Source organism: Enterococcus sp. DIV1444a, assembly GCF_051712125.1.
In the GTDB taxonomy this organism is placed as follows: Bacteria; Bacillota; Bacilli; order Lactobacillales; family Enterococcaceae; genus Enterococcus; species Enterococcus faecalis.
The window spans coordinates 1-21650 of the sequence record NZ_JBIOOG010000003.1 but is presented as its reverse complement, the minus strand read 5'-3'; the positions used below and the strand labels follow the sequence as shown (position 1 = coordinate 21650).

The following is a 21650-nucleotide window of genomic DNA, read 5'->3' as shown; positions in this document are numbered from 1 at the left end:
CCATCTTGATGTATCTCTTGATGTTTGCCCTTATTTTTCTTGTCGCCTGGTTGTATGCTCATAACTATTAATTTGATAGGAGGTTTCTTATGTTGCCACAAACTGGAGAACGCATAATGCATGCTTTACCATGGATTGGCGGACTTATTATTTTAGCTGTTGGTTGCTTCTATATCTATCAAAAAAAGTTCAAATAAGAGAAAAGACCTTCGCTCACAACGGGCGAAGGTCTTTTCTCTTAACGATTTTTTTTGTAGACACTTTCCCAATAATCAAAAAAACTTAATGTTCCACCATTAGCCCTGTAGCGTCTATAAAGGTCCATTTTGTTATTCCTTCCTTGGGCTAAAATAAACATGTTTTTATTTTCTGGGAATAACTCAGACTTTAGGTCCATGTTCTGAGTCATACTTGGCTTGAAAAATGGTGACTTTGCATGTTTAAGTACTTTTTTGATGGTAAACATTTTTTCACTTCCTTTGTCTACTTTTCACTTGATACGTAACTTTTTCATGCAAAAACTGTACCAGCAACTCATGCTCGTACCGTTTCTTTTTCTGTAAAATATAACTTCCTCGCCCTAGCAAGTAGTCAATAAAATTTTTATTGTCCCACTTAAGGGAAAAAAGCGTCCAAACAAGGACGCCTACGCCCGCACCGACTAAGAGCCAATAATTGGCAAATAACGATTGGAGAAACGTAATTTTTACAATGAAACTGATTAGCCAGATAAGGAAGACTAAAAAAATAAATAGGCCCCCAACTACGAGGTACTCCAACCGCAGTCCGTTTGGTGCAAACGGAATAGCGTATCCTCTTATCGAATAAATTTTGTTAGGCTGCTTAAACTCTCTTGTATAGTTGTATTCCATGTCATGTTCACCCACTCTCTTGGTGGTAGAATCATGCCTGCATTCGGTTTAAAGATTTTGTCTTTAATCCATGTACCGATCTTTTCCGCATCAGACAACATTAAGACTAAAGCAATCAATACAAACACGCCAAGAACCATACAAATGGTTCGTGCAAATCCCTGCGTACATAGTCCTACCACAATTAAAAAGACCGCCACAATAGCCAACAAGATAATCACTTGGCCTGAAATGTTATCCCAAATGGGTTTTAAATCAATCATTTTTCCACACTCCGTTCATTTTACTTACATAATAACTTTCTTTTGTTGGTTTTATTTCTAGTGCAAATTGAGAAGTTAACGGATTCCTTTCGTCAAAGCTAAATTGATACGTGCCACTGACGTAATAGTCCCCATTTTCTGTCTGAAGGACCTTTTTTGCTTCTACTTTTTCTAAAGCAGCTTTTCCTATTCCTTTGACATTGGCAACCAATGCTAACTTCTCATCATTGGATACGTAAAGCTCAAAGAATCGTTTCGTGAATTCGATGACTTTTTCTTTTTCTTGATCTTTTACTTCTACACCTTTAGGTTCAAAACGATTTTCTTTGTAGTTGCTTTTATTTCTTTCTTCTGCTGGAGCCAAATTAGTAAATGTTGGCCGATCGAGTAATTTGAGCGCTTGTCCGGCATAACTAACCGGTAAAATCACCTGCACTTGTCTCCAGGTGTCCCCTTCTGTAAAACGGACATCATAATACAGCCGGTAAATCGCTTCGCCCTCATTAACGGTATCCATCTTAATGAAACGCACATTGCGTGCAATTCGATCGACGCTCACTGTATCTAATCCTAAGCTGTTAGGACTTAGCCCAGTGGCTAAAAACGGCGTTAATTGTTCTTCCCAGTATTTTTTTCCTTCGTCCTTATGGGAAAGAGTAAATAAGCGATCGGTTAACTTCATCCCCTCGTATTTTAGCTGTTCGGTGTCTTTTAACGCATTGTTAACATTTGTCACCAATTCTTCCTTATTGACTTGTTTTTCCATGGCCATTCGCGTTAAGGTATCGACACGCCCAAATGTGAGTACCACCACCAAGCACATGACCAAAAACAAGCTAAAAAATAGGACAGAAACGATGCTTTGGGCCGTTCGTGGCGCAAACCGAATGGTGCGCGTGTTTGGGTCTTGTTCTTTTCTTCGATTCAGGAGTAAAAGAACACTCGCTTTCTTTTTCTTTTGAGGTGCTACCTTCTTTTTGCTAGTCCCCGCCTGCGGATTAAAGACGGGTTTTTGTTCAGTCATTCGTCAAAATCCCGTATCGGTGAATCAAAGTAGCTGGCACTTTATCTTCGATCACCACTTCATTCACCACTAAGCCTGCCCCTTCTAAAAAAGCCAAGGCTTCTTTATAGGCATTTTTACTCGTGGGGTTATTTTTGTGAATTTCGTCATAGAACAATCTCGCGCCTCTTTGGTACTTCTTGTTGTGAATCCGCCATAAAACATAGAGGGCTACTTGAATCGCAGGACGTTCATTTTCATACGTTGCTGAAATTCTTTCGTTTGGTTGTGTTACTATTTCTACTGGTTGTTTTCCATCCATACTTTCACAGTCCTTTATCTAGTAATTTTTGTATCTGCTTCGTATCTGTCCCTTCGTATCTGCCTTTTGGCGACACAAATGTTGGAACAGAAGTTAAGTCATATTGTTTAATGTATTTTCTGTTTTGCTCTTGGTTGAGATTAATGAAAATCAAATCTCGCCAGGCTAAGTTGTGCTTAACCAAAAAAGGTAAAACCTTTTTACAGTATGAACAATCATCTTTGTAGAACACAAGCAGCCGTTCTTCTTCTGCAGCAATCGTTACGACCCTTCGATCTTGTTCTTGTTTCTGAACTGCCTGGTCTAACTCTACCCGTTTCCACAATGACCCAAAAATACCGAGAGAAATGACGATTGTTACACTTGCAAGGAGAAGGAGCCAACGTTGTTTCTCATTGTGGGACATTCACTTCACCTACGTTCTGAATAGCTGTAAACCTTTCTGTTTCTGGATCAAACGTGACTTTGTACATAAATGTTCCTGGTTGTTTCTTACTTCCTGCAATAGCAATCGCATAGTGCACCACCACTAAAGCTGTAAGCTTGGACTCTTTTTTTGGCATGAGATAAATCTCTGGTGCTTGTTCTAAACTGGAAAGCGTACGAACAGAGGACTGGCCTTTTTCTGCATCTTGTGGAAACAATTCAGCTAAGGCACGTTCATTGGTGAGTTTCGCAACTTTTTCTTTTCTGACTTTCACGCTATCTTCTGGAAGATCCGATTGGTAGTCATAGAGAAGTGAAAATAATTGTTCTGCTTTCGTAACAAGCGCTTGTTTTTCGGTTTCCTCTTTTTGTTTTTCTTCTTTCACAGGCGATTTTTTGGCTTCTTCTTTCTTTGCTGGAAATTCCTCTGCTTGTTGGTTCTCTGCGGTCTCAAGTTGCTTTTGTTGTGCCTTAATGGTTTGTTGTGCATCGATCAATTGCTTCTCTTGTTTTTGTTGACTGTTATAAGACCAGTATCCTAAAAGTGCCAGCAATACAAACAAGACTGGCACAAGAATTTTACTGATCCGTTCATAAAGATCCGTTATATCCATACCTCAACGTCCCTTTCCTTGAATAAATTCAATTTGATCCACCGTGGCTTTATCTAGCACGCGCCAAGAACGCGTACCGGAGCCACTATTAACCACATTGGTTTCACTGACTAGAATACTGCCATCCGGATTGACATACTCACAAACTGCAATATGCCCATATGGGGCAACGGAACCTGCTAAGCCACCATAGAAGCTTGCCGCCCAACCGACTGCGGGCTTACCTCTTACTACCGTGTAGCCCTTAGCTCTCGCACTAGCTCCCCAGTTTCCGCCGTTTCCACTATCTCCAGAAAACCATTCAATCGGCTGACCAATTTGCGCCATTCGATTAAATGTTCCCCAGGTACATTCCCCAAACGGATAACTATTTCCTTCATAATTCTTTTGGTCTGGAGGGGGCAAGGTTAGCTTTCCTTTATATTCTGCTGGGACTTCTAATGTCGGTGCAGACGTTTCTCCCACTGCTTTACCTGCAGAATCAGCAATCAAAACACAATTCCCTTTGTTTTTTCCCTTTATCTTCGTTTTCTTGTCATTTACACCCGTAGAATTAGGAACAGAATGCGTCGGTAGTTCTTGTTCTTTTTGGTAAGGGGTTGCGCCATGTTTTTTGATGGCTTCTTGATCTAGCCACAGAAACTGTTTGCCTAAATTATTGTAAGCAGCATGTAGTTTCACCAAATAGGTGGGATCGGTTGCCCATCCACCTTGGTAAATCGCACTTAAGGTTCCTAAACCATCCGTGTTGTTAATGGCCGCAGTATAAAGAGATTGGTGAGCCATAAACTCCGCTTTTCCAACAATGCCGACATTATAATCACGAAACCAGGTATAGGCACCCCCTGTATTATCTCCTACACTCGTTCCTGGTTTTGTGCCAGTAATATCGACAGCGTCCTGACCAAAGGTTGCCAATGTAAGCGGAAAATCTTCTTTACGGGAAGTCTTAACGCCTCCCATATTGTGTGCTTGCCAAAAAGAAGTACCTGAAGGATTGGTAAAATTAAAGCCATTTTCCACCATGGTTTGGGCAATGCTCGCAGAGGGCAAAAAGCCCCCTGCTTTCCAAGAAAGAATATACGCATCTTTATGACTTTTTACGAATTCTTCCACCGAACGAGGAACGGTTGTCCCATCCGCTGGATTCTCCATACTGGAAGGAATACAATGATCCGATTTCGTCATTGATCCCCCACTAATCAGCATAATCGTAAAAAACACACTACCGATAATCAAAATTGCAGGCAAACAGAAAAGGAAACAACCCCAAACGATTTTTTTCTTGAACATCGCTGATGGCGCCCCTTCCTCTAACTATTCCATCAATGAACCCTTACGGCGTTTGAAGAAGACAAAACCAGAAACAATAGACAAGATACTGCCTGCGGCAGAAACAACTAGATTGATTTCTTCACCCGTGTAAGGGAGTACTTTCATTTTTCCATCCGCTGCTTTCACTTGAACATTCCCACTTGGTAACACCTTATACTCACTCGTAATCGGTTTTAATCCATCCGCCGTTTGTGTCAAAGGAACGCCCTTATCCACTGCAACAATTGCTTCACCGGCTGCTGTTGTAACAGGCGTATCACCACTTGGTACATGCGTGATTTCTGCTAAGTTACTGGTTTCAATTGGTACGGTCGGTTGTTGTGTGACTTCTCCTGTAGCAATTTCTCCAGTGGGTGTGACAACCACATTTGTTGGCGTAGGTTTGCTTGGTACTACCGGTTTTTCTGGTGTTACTGGCTTTTCTGGCGCAGGCTTATTTGGCGTGATTGGTTTCTCTGGTTCTGCTGGCTTTTCTGGCGTACTTGGCTCTGTAGACGTTCCTGGTTCTATTGGCTTTTCTGGTGTGCTTGGTTCCGTCGTTGGTTCTGTAGGATCAGTAGGTACTACGGGAACACTTGGTTCCGTAGGCTTTGATGGCTCCGCAGGTTCATTAGGCTCACTTGGTGTCACGGGTGGTTCTGATGGTTCTGGAAGCACTGGCTTGTCTGGCACAATAGGCGGTTCAGGGGCTGGCTTATCTGGTACAACAGGCGGTTCTGACGGATCTACTGGAACACCTGGGCTCTCTGTATTTGTAATAGGTGGCGTTATGGTGTCTGTTGGAATTAATTCGTCTGCGTATGCGTTGCTTCCAACTGTTCCTAATAACATTGTGGCGCTAAATAAACTCGTTATGATCATTTTTTTCATGGGTAATTCCTCCATTTAGTTGTTTTATTCGTTGATTTCAAACGGCTCTTCTTTTGGAACCGTCATTACTTTGTATTGCTTGTCTTGTTCTTTAATGGAAAGCTGAACGTGTACCATTGTGAATTCATGCTCTTTTTGAAGCGTAAGGACATAAGCGACTTCCCACACGTCCTCTTTTTTCTGAATATTCCAAGGAAGCACACTTTTTAGTTTGCTTTCCGTTCCTTCAAGATCGGACACGATATCTTTATCAACGTAGCGTTTGACTTTTTCTTGCACCTTGTGGTTATTTGTTGTTCCATCATAATACTGTGTAAGAAAATACCGACTAAACGTGTCAATTCTTGGTTGTTGTTGCACTTGTTTTTCCAAGTTTTTTAATTGTTCGGTTACTTTATTTGAAATCTTAGGTTCTGATTGAACAGATTTTCCAAGATAAAATCCTGCCAGCAGTAAGAAAAATAAACACCCGACTTTAAGAAATGTCGCAAATTTGACAGTCATTCTTCCCTGTGTGTAAGGAACTTGAATGATTTTTTCCTTATTATCTGCTTCTTGTTCTAAGTTTGTTCCCGTCTTCCTTTTTTTTACTGACCGTTTTCGTTTCTGCTTTGGCGCGTTTTTTTGGAATAAATTAAGAAAGACTTTGGCATCTTCTGGATCAATCTCTTGATTATCAATCACTGGTTGTTGCAGGGCTTCCACAACGGTTCCTTCTGTGATTGGCAAGTGGATAGCGGCTGTAAGTGTGGGCAGTTCTTGCGCCTTGTCATAATAGATTTCATAAGCCACTGTTGCCTTTTGGTTTGTTGCCAACAGTTCTCGATTCAGTTCTTCCAGCATGGGAATACCCTGGACCAAGGCAAAGCGCTGATTAATTGGTAACTCAATTGCCTCTTGTTGCTTCTCGCCCACTTGGAATAGAATGAACATGTTCTCAGCTCCCTTCGACGGGTGCTAGCTCTTCCACGAAGACAACCTTTAGCGGTTTATTCGCAGAAAATTTAATGCGGTATTCCGTGTCTTTTAAAGACAAAATAAAGCCATCTTCGACCCCTTCCACAAAATAAGTGTATTCGTTTGATTTGACATTAAAGTGGTTCTGAATGGCTCGATTTTGTTGGATTTCTACCCATTTTGGAAAAGTTGCCAGCTGATAGCCACCAACCCCGCCAATAACCAATAAAAATAATCCTGTAATTATAATCACTCGGCTTCCCTACTTTCTATCTTTTTTAGTTGGAACAGTTATCCTTTTTTATTACGCTCTCTTGCCTATTATTTTTCTGTTCGTTTCGCAGTTCTTTTTCTGATAAAAAATAATCATGATAGGCTTCTCGCTTAATTCGTGTTTCAATGTAAAACATTGGGACTTCAAAAGTAGAGTTTTGTTCGAATCCAAATTTGCTTCTTTCGGTATCCACTTTCAGCGTTAATGTTTTTCCGTTCTTTAGTAAGTGAATAACATCGATTTCATGGATGTTTTCGGGTGTTACTTGGTTATTTGTTAATAATTCAAAAGTCTTTCCTTTTTTTACCTTAATCATCAATAGGCGGCCACGAAACCCTTGCCAACGAGTATTAACTTCTTTTTCCTGAATAGCTAACTCTTTCATTGCGACACTTCCTGTTCGTTCTTTTATTTTTTCCATCATTGTCCTTTCCAACAAAAAAAGAGAAGCACGCATTTGGCTTCTCTTTACCTGTCTTCATTGCTTCATTATTTTTCTGTTTCTTTTCGTTTCAATCCAAACCATGCCAGCCCTGCAAGCATTCCTGCCCCTAGTACAGAAAGTAACGTATTTTCTTTCTCGCCAGTATGCGGCAATTCTGGCACTACACTTGCCTTTTCTACCACTAATGGCTCTACTGGTGCTTGCGGTGTTTTTGGTGTTGGTGGTACAATCACTGTTTTTTCTGGTGGCGTTTGTGGTTTTTCTGGCGTATGCGTCACAACCGTATTGGTCTTGATTGTTTCATTATTGAAAGATTCTTCGATTGTGTTGTAAACGTCTCCTGCCGCAATTCGTTCTACACCAATGAACGCTTTCCATGAGTGTGCAACGTTTTTGTTTTCTTTTAGATTCATCGCATCTAAAAAGGCTTGACTGGCCGTGATTTTCACTACCCCTTGTTCAAAGGTCATCGTGAATAGTTTCGAAATGTCGTCCCCTTTATTCACTTTGGTTCCGTCTGCTAAAACAAAATTAGAATTGGCAAACACAGACCATTGGCCACTAAATTTGTCATGTTTGACGTCTAGTTTGTCACTAAGCGACCATTCTTCCACAACACCAGCGTATTCTGCAGGAATGTCACTACTTGTAAATTCATAGAAGAATTTCTCCCCTAATTTGATTGTAGCGCCATTTTGACTTTGTTTGTCACCGACTTTAATAACCACGTCTTTTTTAGGGTTCACTTTTGGAATATGGTTGACAACGGTATTGGTTTTAATTCGTTGGCCAAATGTATTTTGTTCCGCTGAGTTATAAACATCCCCAGAAACATTGGCTTTGACTTTTGTAGGGAGCGTTACACGCAATTCTTGCCCACCATACGCTAGAATAAAGGCTTGTGGGTCTTTGGCAGAAATCGTCACCGTGCCTTTGGCATCGTCCCATGAGATCGTGAACTGGTTCGTAATGTCTACCCCTTTAGAATCTTTGACACGAAGTAAGTCTTTGATTGGTGACACTTTCGTTTCGTCGTAATCATCGAAGAAAGAAACGCCTGTCGCAAGATCGACGGTGTCAAAAGCAAAGTCTTTATCGTACCCTTTTAAGTCCCAGGTCATTTCATAAGAAAGAACATCACCACGAGCCACTTTTCCATGGTTAATATCTTCCCCTTTCTTGTTATGAACGGCTTTAATTGGTTTTGGATCATCAGGCGTATGCGTCACCACCGTATTAGAACGAACAAGCTCTTTGTTGTAGTTTTCTGTTTGCGTGTTTTCTACGTCACCTGTTTTGATCCGTTCGACTTCCAGATACACAGACCAAGCTTGTTTGCCTACTTTATTGCTTCCTTCATTTAACGCTGCCAATAATGCTTGATTCATTGTAAACGTCAAGTCTTTATTGTCTTTGTTTTCTAAAAGAATGTAGGCAGAAATATCTGTTCCTGCTTTTAACGTTTTATCCCCTACTTTAAGGTCATAGTTCGTAATAGCGTGCCATTTTCCTGTGAAACGATCATGGGTCGTGTCCAAGACATCATTCATGCCCCATTCTTCTGTGATTCCGCCATAGTTGGCTGGACGTTCGGAAGATTTCACTTCATAATAAATTTTTGTTTGTAACGGAATATCTTTATCATGTAGAGAAACACTGCCAACTGTACCGTTTTTATCTGCTTTTACATCTTTGGAAGGATTACTACCTGGCACATGGTTAATCACTGTATTTGTTACCGTTTCACCATCGTTTGTCAGCTGAACAGCTGTATTTTCAAAATCGCCTTCTACATTTTTCACTACAAACGGCAAGACAAGTAAATATTTATACCCCATTGCTAAAACAACGGAGCCGTCTGCGTTGGTTTTCATCATTGCTGTAACGGTGTTTTGGTCTAAATGAAGGTCATAAGAAGCAGTCACGTCTTTCGCTTTTCCTGAATTAATCGCTGCAGCAACAGCTTTTAAGTCTTTTTCGTTTAGACTTGCGTCTGCTTGATAAACCTTCACTTTGGATAAATCAATCGTCACTTTTTCTGCATCAAAGGTATCTCGAATCCCTTGTTTTGTTACCGTTTTTGGATCTACTTTAGCAAGTTCTGTCGTATCTCCTGTCACAATGTATTGTAAAGAATCGCCACGCTTCACATTTAAATCATTGATATTTTTCTGACCATCAGTGACTTCTTTATTCGGAACAAGAACAGGAACCACATTGGCTTTGTATCGATTGAATTCAATTGTTGCTTTTTCTGGTTCTTTTGGATTCCCTTTCTTTTGGTATGGTCTAATTGATTTCGCATTTAAATTGGTACTAAAGGCAAACCATTGCGCACCAGATAGGTTGACTTTTCCTTTGGTTGTCATCCCGAAAGAGAAAGAAATACGTCCACCCTCTCTAGCTAGACCAACACCAGAACCATAGTACGCATTTTTATGACCTACAGCATCCCAATCACTATTTTTTAGTCCTGAAGGACCTGTTCCATAATCAAGGTCTTCGGTTGAGTAGAATTTTCCATCTGCTTGTTTCTTTACGTAGGAACCATTAATATACTTGAAGGCATTTTTTGAACCAAAGTCTGAAACAAATTCCGCATGTTCTACACTATAATTTGTTCCTAGACTAGAGTTTAATGACGATAACGCATAGGCAAAGGCATGGTCTTTCTCTGGTAAAACTTCTTTGCCATTAGCATCATATAATTTAATGGTTAAGCGAACTTTTACGTCCTTCCCATTGGCATTTTTAGTACCAACAAATGCAGTAATAATAGGATCGTTTGAAAATACTGCATTTAAGGTGCCGCTTTGACTTGGTGCAGATTGAAGTTCATAAATGAATTCTGCTTTTGTGATTTTTCGGTTTAAATAACTAGCATTTAAGCCTGTATACGTGACATTGGCCGGTTTGTTTTTTTCTAAAAGAACCGCGTAGCCGCCTTTAGGACCAAACTCAACAGCAGCCACTTTTGAGCTTTGGAAGTTGCCTGTTGCTTTTCCATTCATATCTTTACTTAATTTTGTAAAAATATCTTTAGATTGTCCTTGGTTTACTTTGTTAAATTCGGAGGCTTTAATAAACTTGCCACCTGTAATCTTGTCTATTTTAGTATCCTTAGTCACAATACTTGAATCAAAAACTAAGTCTTTGCTGATTGCTTCATTAACATAGCCTTTGTCATTCTTATGTTTGTTGTATTCCGCCACTTCTTTTTCATAACGCTCTTTTTCCGCTTTGTTTTTTGCCGCAATTTCTGCATTTTCTTTGGCAATTTTTTCATTTTTGGCTTTTAATTCAGCTGCTTGTTGGGCAATCTTTTTCGCTTGTTCTTTTTGTAGTTGGTCTACTTCTTTTTCTTTTTCGACTAAATCTTTAGAAGAAACGTTGCCTAAATCTTCAGTTGGTTTTTCAACGACGGTAATGTTTGGATCTTTTTTCGCCTCATCAACTGCTTTGTCAACATCTGGTGTTTCAAATTCTTTAGGAATTGACGTTGATTTATTCGCTTCATTTTCAGCTGGTGCAACTTCTGTTGGCTGCCCTAGAGGTTCATTGGTTGTTTCAGGGCTTACTACTGGTTGTTCTTGTGCTGATTTTTCAGCTCCTACTGTTGGTTGTTGGACGTTTGTGGTATCATTTGGGGTAGCTGAACTTTGTTCAGTACCTTTATTTTCTGGCACTACTTCTTCTACTTTGGTCGGTTGAGAAGTAGTGTCTTTTTGTAATGCTGCTTCTTCAGATACTGCCGTTTTAGGTGTTTCCTTTTCTGACTGCAGGTCGGGGTTATCGGGTTGCACCGTCGTTGTTCCTGGTTGCGTATCTAATTCCGCAGCTTGTACATTATCAGTAGCTAATCCTACAGCTCCTAACGCGCCTAGAAAAAGAATAGGGGCTACGACCCAATGCTTCTTTGCCTTATACATTTTAAAACGTTTTTTTACTTCAGTCTGTTGATTCATGTATCATTCTCCTCGATTTTTTATTTTTTGTTTGTAGAAATAGTTCACGCAACACAAGGGGCTCGTTGCTTTTTCATCATTATTTCCATTCCTCCTCACAAAAAGAGAACCGAAAGTTTTTCGATTCCCTTAGCTTTTTTTTGCGTTAAAAACATTTAACGTGCTATTATAATTGTGTAAAAAGTACAAATCACTTCTTTACAAATCTTATTCGTTTAGTCAGTCGGCGGAAAACGGCTGACTTTTTTGTTGCCTAAAATTTTATTGTCAGGTACTATTTAAGTGTCTCCATCCGAGACAATCCATTTATTTTTTGTCGATCAGCGGAAACTGGTTGGCTCCTAAATTGGGTAGATTCTTCTGCCTTTAATACGATCAGCCAACCATTTTGGTTGGCTATTTTTTTGTTTTTCAATTTATTCCAATGATTACAAAAAAGGAGCGATATATTACGCTCCTTTACTCCACTATGCTTTTAATTATTTTTCCGTCTTTTGTTCTTGAAACTGATCGCACCTGCTGCCATAAATAAGCCAATAATAGTCAACCAGATACTTTGTTGTTCACCTGTATGCGGTAGGGACTCTTGGGCTTTTGCTACTTGTTTCGTCTTACGAGATTCAAGACGAGTTAATGCTTGTGCTTTTGGCTGTTCTTTTTGTTTAGAAAAAGATAACTGTTGGAGACCAGGTGTTTTATCTGCTGAAGTAGCACTTGCTACTAATGTTTGATTTTGTTTTGCTTCTCGTTCAAGGCGTTGTTGCTCTTTTGTGACTTGTTCTTGCAACGCTTCTTGTCGCTGCTGTTTGATTTGTTGTGCTTCTAAGTCTCTTAATACGCCTTGGTACTGCTGTAGCTCTAACTTCGCATTAGATAGGTCTTCTTGTGCTTGTGTATAAGCAAGTGTAGCAACAGCTTGTTGTTCTTTAAGTTCCTCCAATGATTTCAGAGAATTTTCATAGGCTTCTTGTGCTTGGACCACTGCTGCTTCTGCCTTGTTTAACTCGTTTAATGCTTTTTCGTATGTTGGTTGAGCATTTTCTAAACGAGACAATGAACGTGTACTTGTTTTAAGCGCAATTTGTTTTTGATTTAAGTTTTCTTTTGCTAAATCTAATACTTCCTTCAAACTATTCAATGTGTTTTCTTCTGCTTTTTGGGCTTCTTGTTTTTCTTTCAGCACTTTAGCAGACGTTTGTTCTATCGCTTGTGCGTCTGCAACTTTTGTTTTCGCTTTTTCTAAAACAGCAGCGCGATTTTGAATTAACTCATTGATTGTTACCAATTGATCTTTTGTTTGTTGAAGGCTTTTTTCTGCCGTTGCAGTTTGTCGTACTTTTTCTTCATAGTTTGTCGTACTCTTAGTCGCAACTGCTTGAAGATTGGCCAATGTCGCTTTATGAACAGATAGTTCTTTTTCTGCTGTTGCTTGTGTTGCTTTGGCTGTATTTAAGGCTTGCTGACTTGCACTTCTTGCTTGTTGAGCGTCTGATTCTGCTTGTTTAGCAGTAGCTAAATTTTCTTGATTGGTTGCTACTTCTTTTTGAAGGGTTTCTTTACTCTTAAAGACTGGTGCAGTGCCTTCTTCATAGGTACTTGCTTCAACTAATTTTGATTGATTATAGCTAATGATATGGATTTTTGCTGAAATATCATTTAAATCTCCTGAAATAGAAACTGCCATGTTTGTTGTGTCCCCTTTTAGCAATGAATCTATATGAGAATACGCTGAACTTTCATCGTCAAAAAGCATATCAGCAATTGTTTTTCGAGCAGCTTTTTCAAACTCTAGTTGAGAAATAGTGCCATTAATCGTTTCAAAATAGCCCATACTTAGATTTTCATAAAAGTTTTGTCCTGGGAATTCTTTAAAACCATTTTCTTTTGCTGCACGATTGATCGCATTTACGTCATGATCAAACTCTTTTGGATTATCATATTTTGCTACATCCCAAGCAAATTTCATAGCTTGGTTAGAAATCTTCAACTTTTGTAACCCAAGCTTTTCGCGAACATCATTGATAAGTCCTACAACGTAATCGCTCATTTGTTGCTTTTGTTTTTCGGTAGGATTTTTGATATTGATCATTTCCGTTACTTTTGCCGCATCTGCTTGATTTTCAGGAAAAACTTTATTTAATGCTAATGCTTCTTTTTCCATTGCTTGCTTTTCTTGTTCAGTTAATTTTTTGTAATAATCAGGTGTGAAGTTAGCAGGTAAGTTAAGTCCTTTATGCCCCTTTAACTCTTCTTTTGAGCTATCTAAAGTATTCTGCGCTTGCTTTGTTGCTGCTTGCTTGTCTTTCAAAGCATTTTCTTTCGCAGTTAAGTCTGCCTGTTTCGCAGCTGTATCTGCTTTTGCGTCTGCTGCTTTCTCTTGACTAGTTGTCACAACGGTTTGTTGGTCTACAACTGCTTGATCGTCCTTCGTTTTTTGATCTTTAGCTTTGGCTTCTTCTTTCTGTTTGTTAGCCAGTTCAGCTTCTTTTGCAGCTTGTTCGTTTTCTGCCTTTGCTTTTTCCGCTTCCGCATTTTTCGCTAATTCTTCAAGCTTGGCTTGTTCTTGTTTCGCAGCTGTTACTGCTTGTTGATCTTTTTCATTTTGCACTTTAGCAGCATTCGTTTCTTTTGCTTTTTCATCAACAACAGCTTGTTGTTGGTTAACGTCTGCTTGAGCTTGATCCACTACTTTTTGTTGGTCATCAACAGCTTGTGTATCCGTAGCCACTTGCTCTTTGGCTTTTTCAATGGCTGAAGGTGTTGCTTCATCCACGACTTTTTTAGCTTCGTCTACAACTGCTTGTTGGTCAGTCACTGCTTGTTGACTTTGATCCAATGCGTCTTTGTTTTGATTGACCACTGCTTGTTGGTCTTTAACAGATTGATCAATGGTGTCTTTTTCTTTTTTCGCAGTGTCAGCAACTTGTTGTTTTTGATCGACAATTGCTTGTTTCTCTGTTACTTGTTGCTGTTTTTCAGTAATGGCTTGCTCCGTTGTTTGTGTAGCTTTCACTGTTGGTTGTTCTGAAGAAGCATTTTCAGGTGTTTTTGGTTGCGTTTGTTCTGCTGCCTGTACCTCATTTCCCCCAATACCTGCTACCCCTGTTGCGACTAAGATACTTAACCCTGTACTTGCAATCTTTTTCATGTTGTTTTCCTCACTTCCGATTTTTTTTATTATAAATGGGATACCCATTTTCTTCACGCCATTTTTTTAGCGTTTTTGCATCTACGTTTAGTCGTTCCGCTATTTGTTTGAACTGCAAACCACTTCTCTGATAAATTTCAAAAGCTTCTTTGGTAATTTGGTTATAATACTGTCTCACATCCGCAGTTTCTATTTTTTCTGCAAGCTCTTGAACACGTTTAAAACGCTCGGTGTGTTCTTTTCTATGCCAATCAGGGTCTTCATTCATTAATCGTAACATTTCTTTACGCCATATTTTCTGTTCTCTTTTTGTCATGCTCTCACCCCTCGTAAATTATCATAGCAAAAGATAACTACCCTGAAAAATAATACCCTGTTATTTCGTGAAATATGTCTCATAAGGAAACACCTATTGTTTACTGGTTTCAAAAAATCAAGTCTTTTCACAGGGTTTCTAGCAACCGTTACCCTAAACTCTAGGTGAGTCGGATATTGCTCACTACCAATAATTGGTAGGTCGTGGCAATCTCACCATGTACCGTAGCACACCAACTTCACAATCATTGTGTGGGTCTCCGTTCATACTGGAGCTTTTAGCTTTTCTCCTAGCGTTTAACGACACCCTGATGGCTTCTGTACCCTTGCCCCTTCATAGCTACGCTGATAAGCAAGGCAGCGGACTTCTCGCTGACTATTCAGTTGTAAAAAAGAAAGAGTTCTTCTTCTCGTTATCAGAAGATAGAATGTTTCTTTTTTGTTTGGCAACTTTGCTGGAAACCAGCAAACAATAGGTGTTTCCTGAATACTTTTTTTACACTTCTTCTTCGTTTAAATAATTCCAAATAGTAGTGAGTAACTGATCAAATCGTTCGACAATGAATACGTCAACATCATTTTCTAGTAACCAATCCACTGTTATCTCCCAACTCGCACCTTTTTGCGCAGCTCGATACAGATGGCCTTGGAAGTCTTGCGGAATGACTAGTTTTTTCTTGTCCGAGCAGGCAACAACAAGAGCTGTAAAAGTTGTTTCATCCATTCCACAATTTTGTTCATAGGAAAATACTCGTATCACGTCTCCGTGATTTAGTTCTTCTGCATGGGTAATTCGTTTCTTTTCCATAGAGTCCTCCTTGTTCTATTTACTCAGTTACACTTCCTGTGGTATACTATTCTTAACATTTTATTCATTAATTTTTTCTTTCAATGATGCTTGTCAGCTAGCGGAAACTAGTTGACTTCTTTTTTTATTCACTTTTTTTACAGGAACAAGGGTTAACTTGGTGGACCCTTTTTTTCGTTCAATGATTTTATTTCCATCTTTGTCATAACAAGAAATGATTTGACGAAGCAATGCTTTTGTGACACCCATTTGAGGAATTTCTCTATATTTCTTCCAGATCATTTTCCCATGTTCTAAAACCTGAACCGCTAGATAAAATCGCTCGTTTTCCAATACATAACAATTTCCTGTCTTTGTATGTATCCGATAGACCTTTTGTAAAATCATTGTACCCGTCACTTTTTGTTTCATTCTTGAACACCAGCCCTTTCTAAAATTTAGCGATAAAAACCAAAAAACGGGGAACATATACATGAACTGTATACGTTCCCCGTGTACTGCAACCATCATTCCACCATACAAAACAATTTATTTAAAGTAATCTTTTTCCTAGACCAATAAAGGAGTTTAAAAAGGTCTGGAAATTCACTTAAAAAAATGTTATAATGTATGTTGTAACTTATGTTGCAGTGTTCGAGAACCGAGTATAGTTCATGGGATCAGCATGAATTATTTAACTATCCTCTTGGGTTGGTAGCCCAAAGATAGTCGGTTCTTATTTTTAGTTACTTTTTTCTAGTTTCATGGTATAATTCGTATGTTGGACGAAGTCATACTACTAGTGGTGTGGCTTTTTTTTAAGAAACAAGAGTTAATATTAGTGCAAACAATAATGCAGCTATATGTTTTTTTTGTTGTTTCATTAAATTTACCTCACTTAGTAACTATTCATTACAGTTACTACTATAGCATTAAAGTTTACTCATTACAAGTATATGTATTTTAAAAAAGACGTTTCCGGGAAAAATAATTCATTTTTTATTTATTTTCTTTTTTTTGCCGATTTTCGTCATATTCAGAATACATTTATAGGAGTTGAATATATGCATTTAAATGAATTAATGAAAATACAAAGAAAAAGCGAGAAATTATCTCAAGCTAAGTTTTATGAAGGTATTTTTCAGCGTAATTCAGCAAGCCTTTTTGAAAACCATAATGAACATTTTTTAAAAATTGCTGATTTGCCAATTCTTGCAGATAGAAGTAATTTAACAATACCTGAAATAATTAGAACTTGTAATGAAGATTTTAAAAGTGTTTTTGATAAAGATTTAGAAACATATTATTTTGTTCTTTCAAAAATTCAACAAAATCCTGATTCAGAATACAATCAAGAACTCTACTCTCTTTATCAAAAATCTATACATGAAAAATTTACTTCGTTAAAATACATGAATTTATATTTACTTATAAAATTGCAAACCTCTAGTTTGATTTCAGAAATTATTCCTGTGGATAAACAAGATTTAGCTGATATAAAAAAGATGTTTTCATCAAGCAAAAGATTTGTATTGTATCACTATAAAATTCTTTCTAATCTATGCACTATATTCCCTTACTCTGATCTTCAGACATTGATAGAGCAACTATTTCCTTTACGTGAAGATAGTGACGAGCAGATTAAAGATACAGCTTGTTTATCCTTGTCTAATGCAATTGCTCTAAGTATATTTACAAAGGATTACAGTTCTTGCTTTATACTTCTAAATCACTTTGAAACTTTGTTATCAAATTACACTAGTTATAAATATAAATTAAGTTTCATAGCTTCAAGAAATATGCTTCTATACTTTACTTCTGGAGATATAGAGCATATTATGAAAGTATTCTCGTATGTTGAAATATTGAAACAAGTGGAAAGCCCTGAATATGTTGAGCAATTCCATAAAAACTTACAAACAATCATTTCTAAAAGTGATGATGAAAAAGCAAAACAAATATTTGGTGTTCTTGACGATGATGGACAAGTATTAGACCCCAAAAATTTTGACCACAAAAAAATAGATTAACTTAAAACCCAAAAAATAAGACATTAAAAATCTTATTTTTTGGGTTTTCCTATCCTTACAGTTAAAATAAATTCTTAATTATATCTAGTCCACCTATGATATTTCCAACAGTACCACCAATACTTGCTAAAATAAATACCAAAAATATTCTCAATACCCTATTTTTATATATTTTTTTTATTGATAGCAAATCTTCATCCATTGTTTGAAAATCATGAACTTTAGGTTTTCTGATGGTAGCTTCTACTATTGCAGAAAATACACCTATTGATACCATTGGTAGTAACGTTGCAAGTGGAGCAAGTACTAAAGAAGTAATAACCGTCAATGGATTAGCAAGTGCTAAGACAGTAAAGAGTGCAGCTACGCCGCCATTCCATATACCCCATCGAATGATTTGATTTATACCTATATCCATTCCTAAAACAAAAGAATAAATCAATAAACCAATAATTATTAAAGGTATAATACTTTCTAAAACCCTAGTTGACCAAAGTTTGGGTGGTAATCCGTCTAATTCCTCAATATTTGCTTTTCGATTTTCCTTTATATTTTTCTCAACTCCATTTAAGTGAGCTTGACCAATAACAACAACTATTTTTTCTCCTTCTTCATTTAGAATTTTTGTAGACATATATAAGTCTCTCTCAATTAAGAAAGATTCCCACAATTCAGGGTATGTTTGCTGTAATTGTTCAAATATAGGTTCAAAATTTTCTGAATTAAGAAGTTTCTTCATTTCTTCTTTAGAATCTTCTGCTCCTTCTAAAACTTTACCAAAAGCATGTGGGAAAAGAGCTTTTTTTCTTAGAGGTATCAACCGCCAAAAACGTTTAAATGTAACTTGTGAATCTCTATCGACTAAAGCTAATTTAGCCCCAATTTTTTCTGCACTATTCACTGCTTGGAAAAATTCTGCTCCTGGCACAGAATCATTTATTTTTGCCAAATGTTTTTGAATTAAACTGTATATTACACTTGAGATCAAAACTATTAATTTTTTTTGTTTAATTACTTGAACAATATCTGTATCTGACCATTCATCAGGATTCATATATTTATTGTACCTTGTTTTATCCCATTCTAAACAAACAGTATCTGGACTTTCCTTTTCAATTACCTCTTTTACCAATTCTGCACTCTCTTTAGATATATGAGAGGTTCCAACAAGTATAATTTCTCGTTTATCTAAAAAAATTCTACGTACTAATTCCATACTTCCTCCTCTAATTTTGTACCATCATTTTTTTGTAATCATATCTAGCTCCAACAGGGTGAATCACTAAGTTCCTTATTGTATTTTTTTGAAGTCGAGCTATTCCCACTTGAAACACGGGTATAACGCCCGCATCATCTATCACTATCTTTTCTGCTTTTTTTAATTCCTGCCAACGTTTAGAGGAAGTGTCTTTAATCAACTCATCGTAGTTTTTATTAGAATATCCACCGTGATTCAATGGACTATTGGTTTCAAAGTTTGCTAAAAAACTAATAGGGTCTGCATAATCAGCTTGCCATCCGCTTAGACTTATCGCAAAATCTTTTTTAGTCAAACGTTCCATAAATACATTAGCAGGTACTGGTGTGATATTAACTTTCAACCCTTCTAAGTTTTCTTCTAATTGACCTTGTAAAAATTCTCCTGCTTTTTTTTCAAACTCTCCGTCACCTACTAAAATATCTAGTTCTAGTTTTTCAGAGACACTATCTTTACTTTTGACAGTTTCCCAATAAGTTCTTGCCTGTTTTTTGTTATACTCTACTAATTTTTCATTGGCAAAATCCTTTTTTGTTTTTGGATTATAAGCCATCTTTTCAGGCACAACACCAACAGAAGGAATAGATCCATTATCTAATAATTTTTCGACTAAGCTATCTCTATCAATTGCATAGCTAATCGCTTTTCGGACATTTTTATTTTTTAAAAGTTTATTCTCTCCAGTTTGGTTCATTTCTAAAAACATCGTATTCGCCATTAACGTTGTTGAATATTCTTTATCTTTTTTGTATTGTTTCGCATATTCTCCCGCAAGTGGCGCATCGTCCAGTTGTCCGTCATTATACAAATTAATTCCTGTATTAATTTCTTTGACAACTTGGAAATTAATTTTATCCATAGAGACATCTTTTTTATCCCAGTACTCTTTATTTTTAGAAATCGTCCACTTATCAGAAGTGCCTACCCCCTCTAAAATTGTTAAGTTAAATGCCCCATTTGTTACAATTGCTTTTTTAGAAGTACCATAGTCTTTCCCGTACTCTTTAATTGCTTTCTGCTGTACTGGATAGTAAGCGGTTAAGGATAACAGATCAGTAAAATAAGGTGTTGGTTCAACTAATTCAATTTCTAATGTTTTCTCACCAATACTTTTCACTGCTAAAGTATCTTTTACTTGTTTTCCTGAAGCAATTTCTTTGGCATTTTTTATAGCAGAAAACAGTTCCACATTTGGAGAAGCTGTTTTAGGATCTACAACTCTTTGCCACGCGGCCACAAAATCACTAGCAGTTATTTGTGTACCATCAGACCACTTAGCGCCATCTCTAATCACAATGGTATAAGTTTTGCCATTATTCGATACTTTTGGTTGACCAGCTGCGATGGCTGGTTGCGGTTGATTTTTTTCATCTAATCGATACAACCCCTCCATCACATTGGCTAATAAAGTTATACTCGTTTGATCTACAGCAGTTGCTGGGTCTAAACTTTGGACAGGTGTCCCTGCAGTCAAAGTCGCTACCTGTTCTACTTTTTTTTCGGTTACATCTTGTGAATCTTTTGTGGCAGTATTTATACCACAACTGGCTAATACCAAAGGTAATAACCCAATACCTAAAAAACAAAACTTCTTGTACTTCTTCATTTTTATCAACCTCCGTAGTTTAAATTTGCTAACTAATTCTAGCGATATACAAATAAAATAACCAATTAATAGCTATTATATTTACAATTTTATCAAATAAACTTTAATAGGGATACAAAATACAGAATGAAATTTATCCAAACGAATGAATCAATTACTTATTGTTCAATCCAATTATGCAAAGTTATCTCAGAACCTTTAGACTTATTCCCATTATTTATATTTTCTTTTTCTAACGCACATGCAACAAATAAATTATAAAACGACTTGTAGAATAGGCCTTTTGGACTTTTTACAGTAGAATCTGTCTTAATTTTATGCATCACACGACGCAAACATTTGTCAATTTCTTCTTGATAATCCTCTCCAATCAAAACAATGTTGTATTCTTTTTCTACTTTGGTTTTTGCACGTATAATTGTTCCTACTTGTTCATGGGCTTCTTGAATAGTATCAGAAAAAGCAGCAATAAATTTTAAGCTATCTTTGCTTAGGAAAGTGTTCTCTTGAACTTCTGAAAACTGATCGAGCAATAATTGTTGCTGCAAGACTTCTTTTTTAGTATCTAATGTATCTAATGTATCTAAATAAGAAGTATAGAATAGATTGTCTGCGATTTTCGCAATTACAGGATTTTCGTTGATATCATTGACTTTTTCTGTATTTGCGATTTTCGCAATTACAGGATTTTCGTTGATATCACTGACTTTTTCTGTACTTGCGATTTTCGCAATTACAGGATTAACATTGTTTTGTTCCTCATTGATTTTGAAAACATCTTCTGAAGTAACGTTAGGTTTTCCGAGATATAGCAGGTTAGGTGTAGTTTCTATTTTTCCATTAATTTTCTTTACTCTACCTTTTTTTTGTTTAAGAAGATTAACTGCTTCAAGCTCTTTTTTTATTTTTGATACTTTTCCTTCTCTGCAATTTAGCAGAGTCATTAATTCAGCAACTGTGTAGATAAAATAAACATTGTCTTCACTATCTACCCAATTATTTTTAACGGAATTATCAAACCGATCTTTTAAAAGCATGTATGCAATTTTTGCATCATTGGATAATGATTTGTAAACTTCATTTGTGAAAAATACTTTTGGCATTTGATAGTATTTTTCTCTGTAAATTTCTTTAGATTTGTAAAATTGAAAATTTTCCAT

Annotated in this window: 23 protein-coding genes; 2 read left to right on the top strand and 21 right to left on the bottom strand. The window is 37.2% G+C overall.

Going from position 1 to position 21650, the window contains the following annotated elements; translation table 11 throughout:
• Positions 1 to 89 precede the first annotated feature (89 nt).
• Positions 90 to 197 carry an LPXTG cell wall anchor domain-containing protein gene (locus IGI87_RS14115; protein ID WP_142657779.1) on the top strand — a complete coding sequence of 36 codons (108 nt, stop codon included), beginning with the start codon at positions 90 to 92 and terminating at the stop codon, positions 195 to 197.
• 41 nt (positions 198 to 238) lie between these two features.
• Here IGI87_RS14115 and IGI87_RS14110 read toward each other — a convergent pair whose 3' ends face one another.
• From IGI87_RS14110 to ipd, 18 genes are all read right to left on the bottom strand, one after another.
• Positions 239 to 466, bottom strand: coding sequence for a hypothetical protein (locus IGI87_RS14110; protein WP_267591441.1), 228 nt, complete (start codon positions 464 to 466; stop codon positions 239 to 241).
• A gap of 4 nt (positions 467 to 470) precedes the next feature.
• On the bottom strand, positions 471 to 872 hold the full coding sequence (locus IGI87_RS14105) for a TcpE family conjugal transfer membrane protein (RefSeq protein WP_267591440.1): 402 nt from the start codon (positions 870 to 872) through the stop codon (positions 471 to 473).
• A complete protein-coding gene (locus IGI87_RS14100) occupies positions 818 to 1135 on the bottom strand; it encodes a hypothetical protein (protein ID WP_173962116.1) in 318 nt (105 codons plus the stop codon). The genes IGI87_RS14105 and IGI87_RS14100 overlap by 55 nt, the downstream gene beginning before the upstream one ends.
• Positions 1128 to 2159: a conjugal transfer protein gene (locus IGI87_RS14095; RefSeq protein WP_267591439.1), complete on the bottom strand. Its 1032-nt coding sequence runs from the start codon at positions 2157 to 2159 to the stop codon at positions 1128 to 1130. The genes IGI87_RS14100 and IGI87_RS14095 overlap by 8 nt, the downstream gene beginning before the upstream one ends.
• Positions 2152 to 2460, bottom strand: a complete 309-nt coding sequence (locus IGI87_RS14090) for a hypothetical protein (RefSeq protein ID WP_267591438.1) — start codon at positions 2458 to 2460, stop codon at positions 2152 to 2154. The genes IGI87_RS14095 and IGI87_RS14090 overlap by 8 nt, the downstream gene beginning before the upstream one ends.
• Positions 2461 to 2464: 4 nt before the next feature.
• Positions 2465 to 2866 (bottom strand): thioredoxin family protein, encoded by a 402-nt coding sequence (locus tag IGI87_RS14085; protein ID WP_197078142.1) that lies wholly within the window; start codon positions 2864 to 2866, stop codon positions 2465 to 2467.
• Positions 2853 to 3500 carry a hypothetical protein gene (locus tag IGI87_RS14080; RefSeq protein WP_267591437.1) on the bottom strand — a complete coding sequence of 216 codons (648 nt, stop codon included), beginning with the start codon at positions 3498 to 3500 and terminating at the stop codon, positions 2853 to 2855. Before IGI87_RS14080 ends, IGI87_RS14085 begins: the two co-directional genes overlap by 14 nt.
• Positions 3501 to 3503: 3 nt before the next feature.
• A complete protein-coding gene (locus IGI87_RS14075; protein WP_438737538.1) occupies positions 3504 to 4709 on the bottom strand; it encodes a CHAP domain-containing protein in 1206 nt (401 codons plus the stop codon).
• A 108-nt stretch (positions 4710 to 4817) separates the two neighbouring features.
• The gene (locus tag IGI87_RS14070) at positions 4818 to 5705 is read right to left on the bottom strand and encodes an LPXTG cell wall anchor domain-containing protein (RefSeq protein ID WP_267591435.1); all 888 of its coding nucleotides are present in this window, start codon (positions 5703 to 5705) and stop codon (positions 4818 to 4820) included.
• A gap of 24 nt (positions 5706 to 5729) precedes the next feature.
• Positions 5730 to 6638, bottom strand: a complete 909-nt coding sequence (locus IGI87_RS14065; protein ID WP_267591434.1) for a hypothetical protein — start codon at positions 6636 to 6638, stop codon at positions 5730 to 5732.
• Positions 6639 to 6642: 4 nt separating this feature from the next.
• The gene (locus IGI87_RS14060; RefSeq protein ID WP_142657789.1) at positions 6643 to 6915 is read right to left on the bottom strand and encodes a hypothetical protein; all 273 of its coding nucleotides are present in this window, start codon (positions 6913 to 6915) and stop codon (positions 6643 to 6645) included.
• Between the two features lie 25 nt (positions 6916 to 6940).
• Entirely contained in the window at positions 6941 to 7357 is a 417-nt protein-coding gene (locus IGI87_RS14055; protein WP_230375005.1) for a PrgU family protein, read from the bottom strand.
• Between the two features lie 68 nt (positions 7358 to 7425).
• Positions 7426 to 11346 carry an LPXTG-anchored aggregation substance gene (locus IGI87_RS14050; RefSeq protein WP_438737523.1) on the bottom strand — a complete coding sequence of 1307 codons (3921 nt, stop codon included), beginning with the start codon at positions 11344 to 11346 and terminating at the stop codon, positions 7426 to 7428.
• 475 nt (positions 11347 to 11821) lie between these two features.
• Positions 11822 to 14494, bottom strand: a complete 2673-nt coding sequence (gene sea1 / locus IGI87_RS14045; protein ID WP_267591451.1) for a surface exclusion protein SEA1/PrgA — start codon at positions 14492 to 14494, stop codon at positions 11822 to 11824.
• Between the two features lie 10 nt (positions 14495 to 14504).
• Positions 14505 to 14810, bottom strand: coding sequence for a hypothetical protein (locus tag IGI87_RS14040; protein WP_010714381.1), 306 nt, complete (start codon positions 14808 to 14810; stop codon positions 14505 to 14507).
• Between the two features lie 495 nt (positions 14811 to 15305).
• Positions 15306 to 15617 carry a hypothetical protein gene (locus tag IGI87_RS14035; RefSeq protein ID WP_010714382.1) on the bottom strand — a complete coding sequence of 104 codons (312 nt, stop codon included), beginning with the start codon at positions 15615 to 15617 and terminating at the stop codon, positions 15306 to 15308.
• Positions 15618 to 15710: 93 nt separating this feature from the next.
• On the bottom strand, positions 15711 to 16028 hold the full coding sequence (locus IGI87_RS14030) for a hypothetical protein (RefSeq protein WP_010824132.1): 318 nt from the start codon (positions 16026 to 16028) through the stop codon (positions 15711 to 15713).
• Positions 16029 to 16414: 386 nt separating this feature from the next.
• Positions 16415 to 16480: a peptide pheromone inhibitor Ipd gene (ipd, locus tag IGI87_RS14025; RefSeq protein ID WP_032488634.1), complete on the bottom strand. Its 66-nt coding sequence runs from the start codon at positions 16478 to 16480 to the stop codon at positions 16415 to 16417.
• 180 nt (positions 16481 to 16660) lie between these two features.
• Between ipd and IGI87_RS14020 the strand changes: the two genes are divergently transcribed.
• Positions 16661 to 17626 (top strand): hypothetical protein, encoded by a 966-nt coding sequence (locus IGI87_RS14020; protein WP_010714384.1) that lies wholly within the window; start codon positions 16661 to 16663, stop codon positions 17624 to 17626.
• Positions 17627 to 17687: 61 nt separating this feature from the next.
• Here IGI87_RS14020 and IGI87_RS14015 read toward each other — a convergent pair whose 3' ends face one another.
• The 3 genes from IGI87_RS14015 to IGI87_RS14005 form a co-directional block, all read right to left on the bottom strand.
• Entirely contained in the window at positions 17688 to 18842 is a 1155-nt protein-coding gene (locus tag IGI87_RS14015; RefSeq protein ID WP_010714385.1) for a TraB/GumN family protein, read from the bottom strand.
• 10 nt (positions 18843 to 18852) lie between these two features.
• Positions 18853 to 20490, bottom strand: a complete 1638-nt coding sequence (traC, locus tag IGI87_RS14010; protein WP_049098560.1) for a peptide pheromone-binding protein TraC — start codon at positions 20488 to 20490, stop codon at positions 18853 to 18855.
• A gap of 158 nt (positions 20491 to 20648) precedes the next feature.
• A complete protein-coding gene (locus IGI87_RS14005; RefSeq protein ID WP_049098559.1) occupies positions 20649 to 21650 on the bottom strand; it encodes a replication initiator protein A in 1002 nt (333 codons plus the stop codon).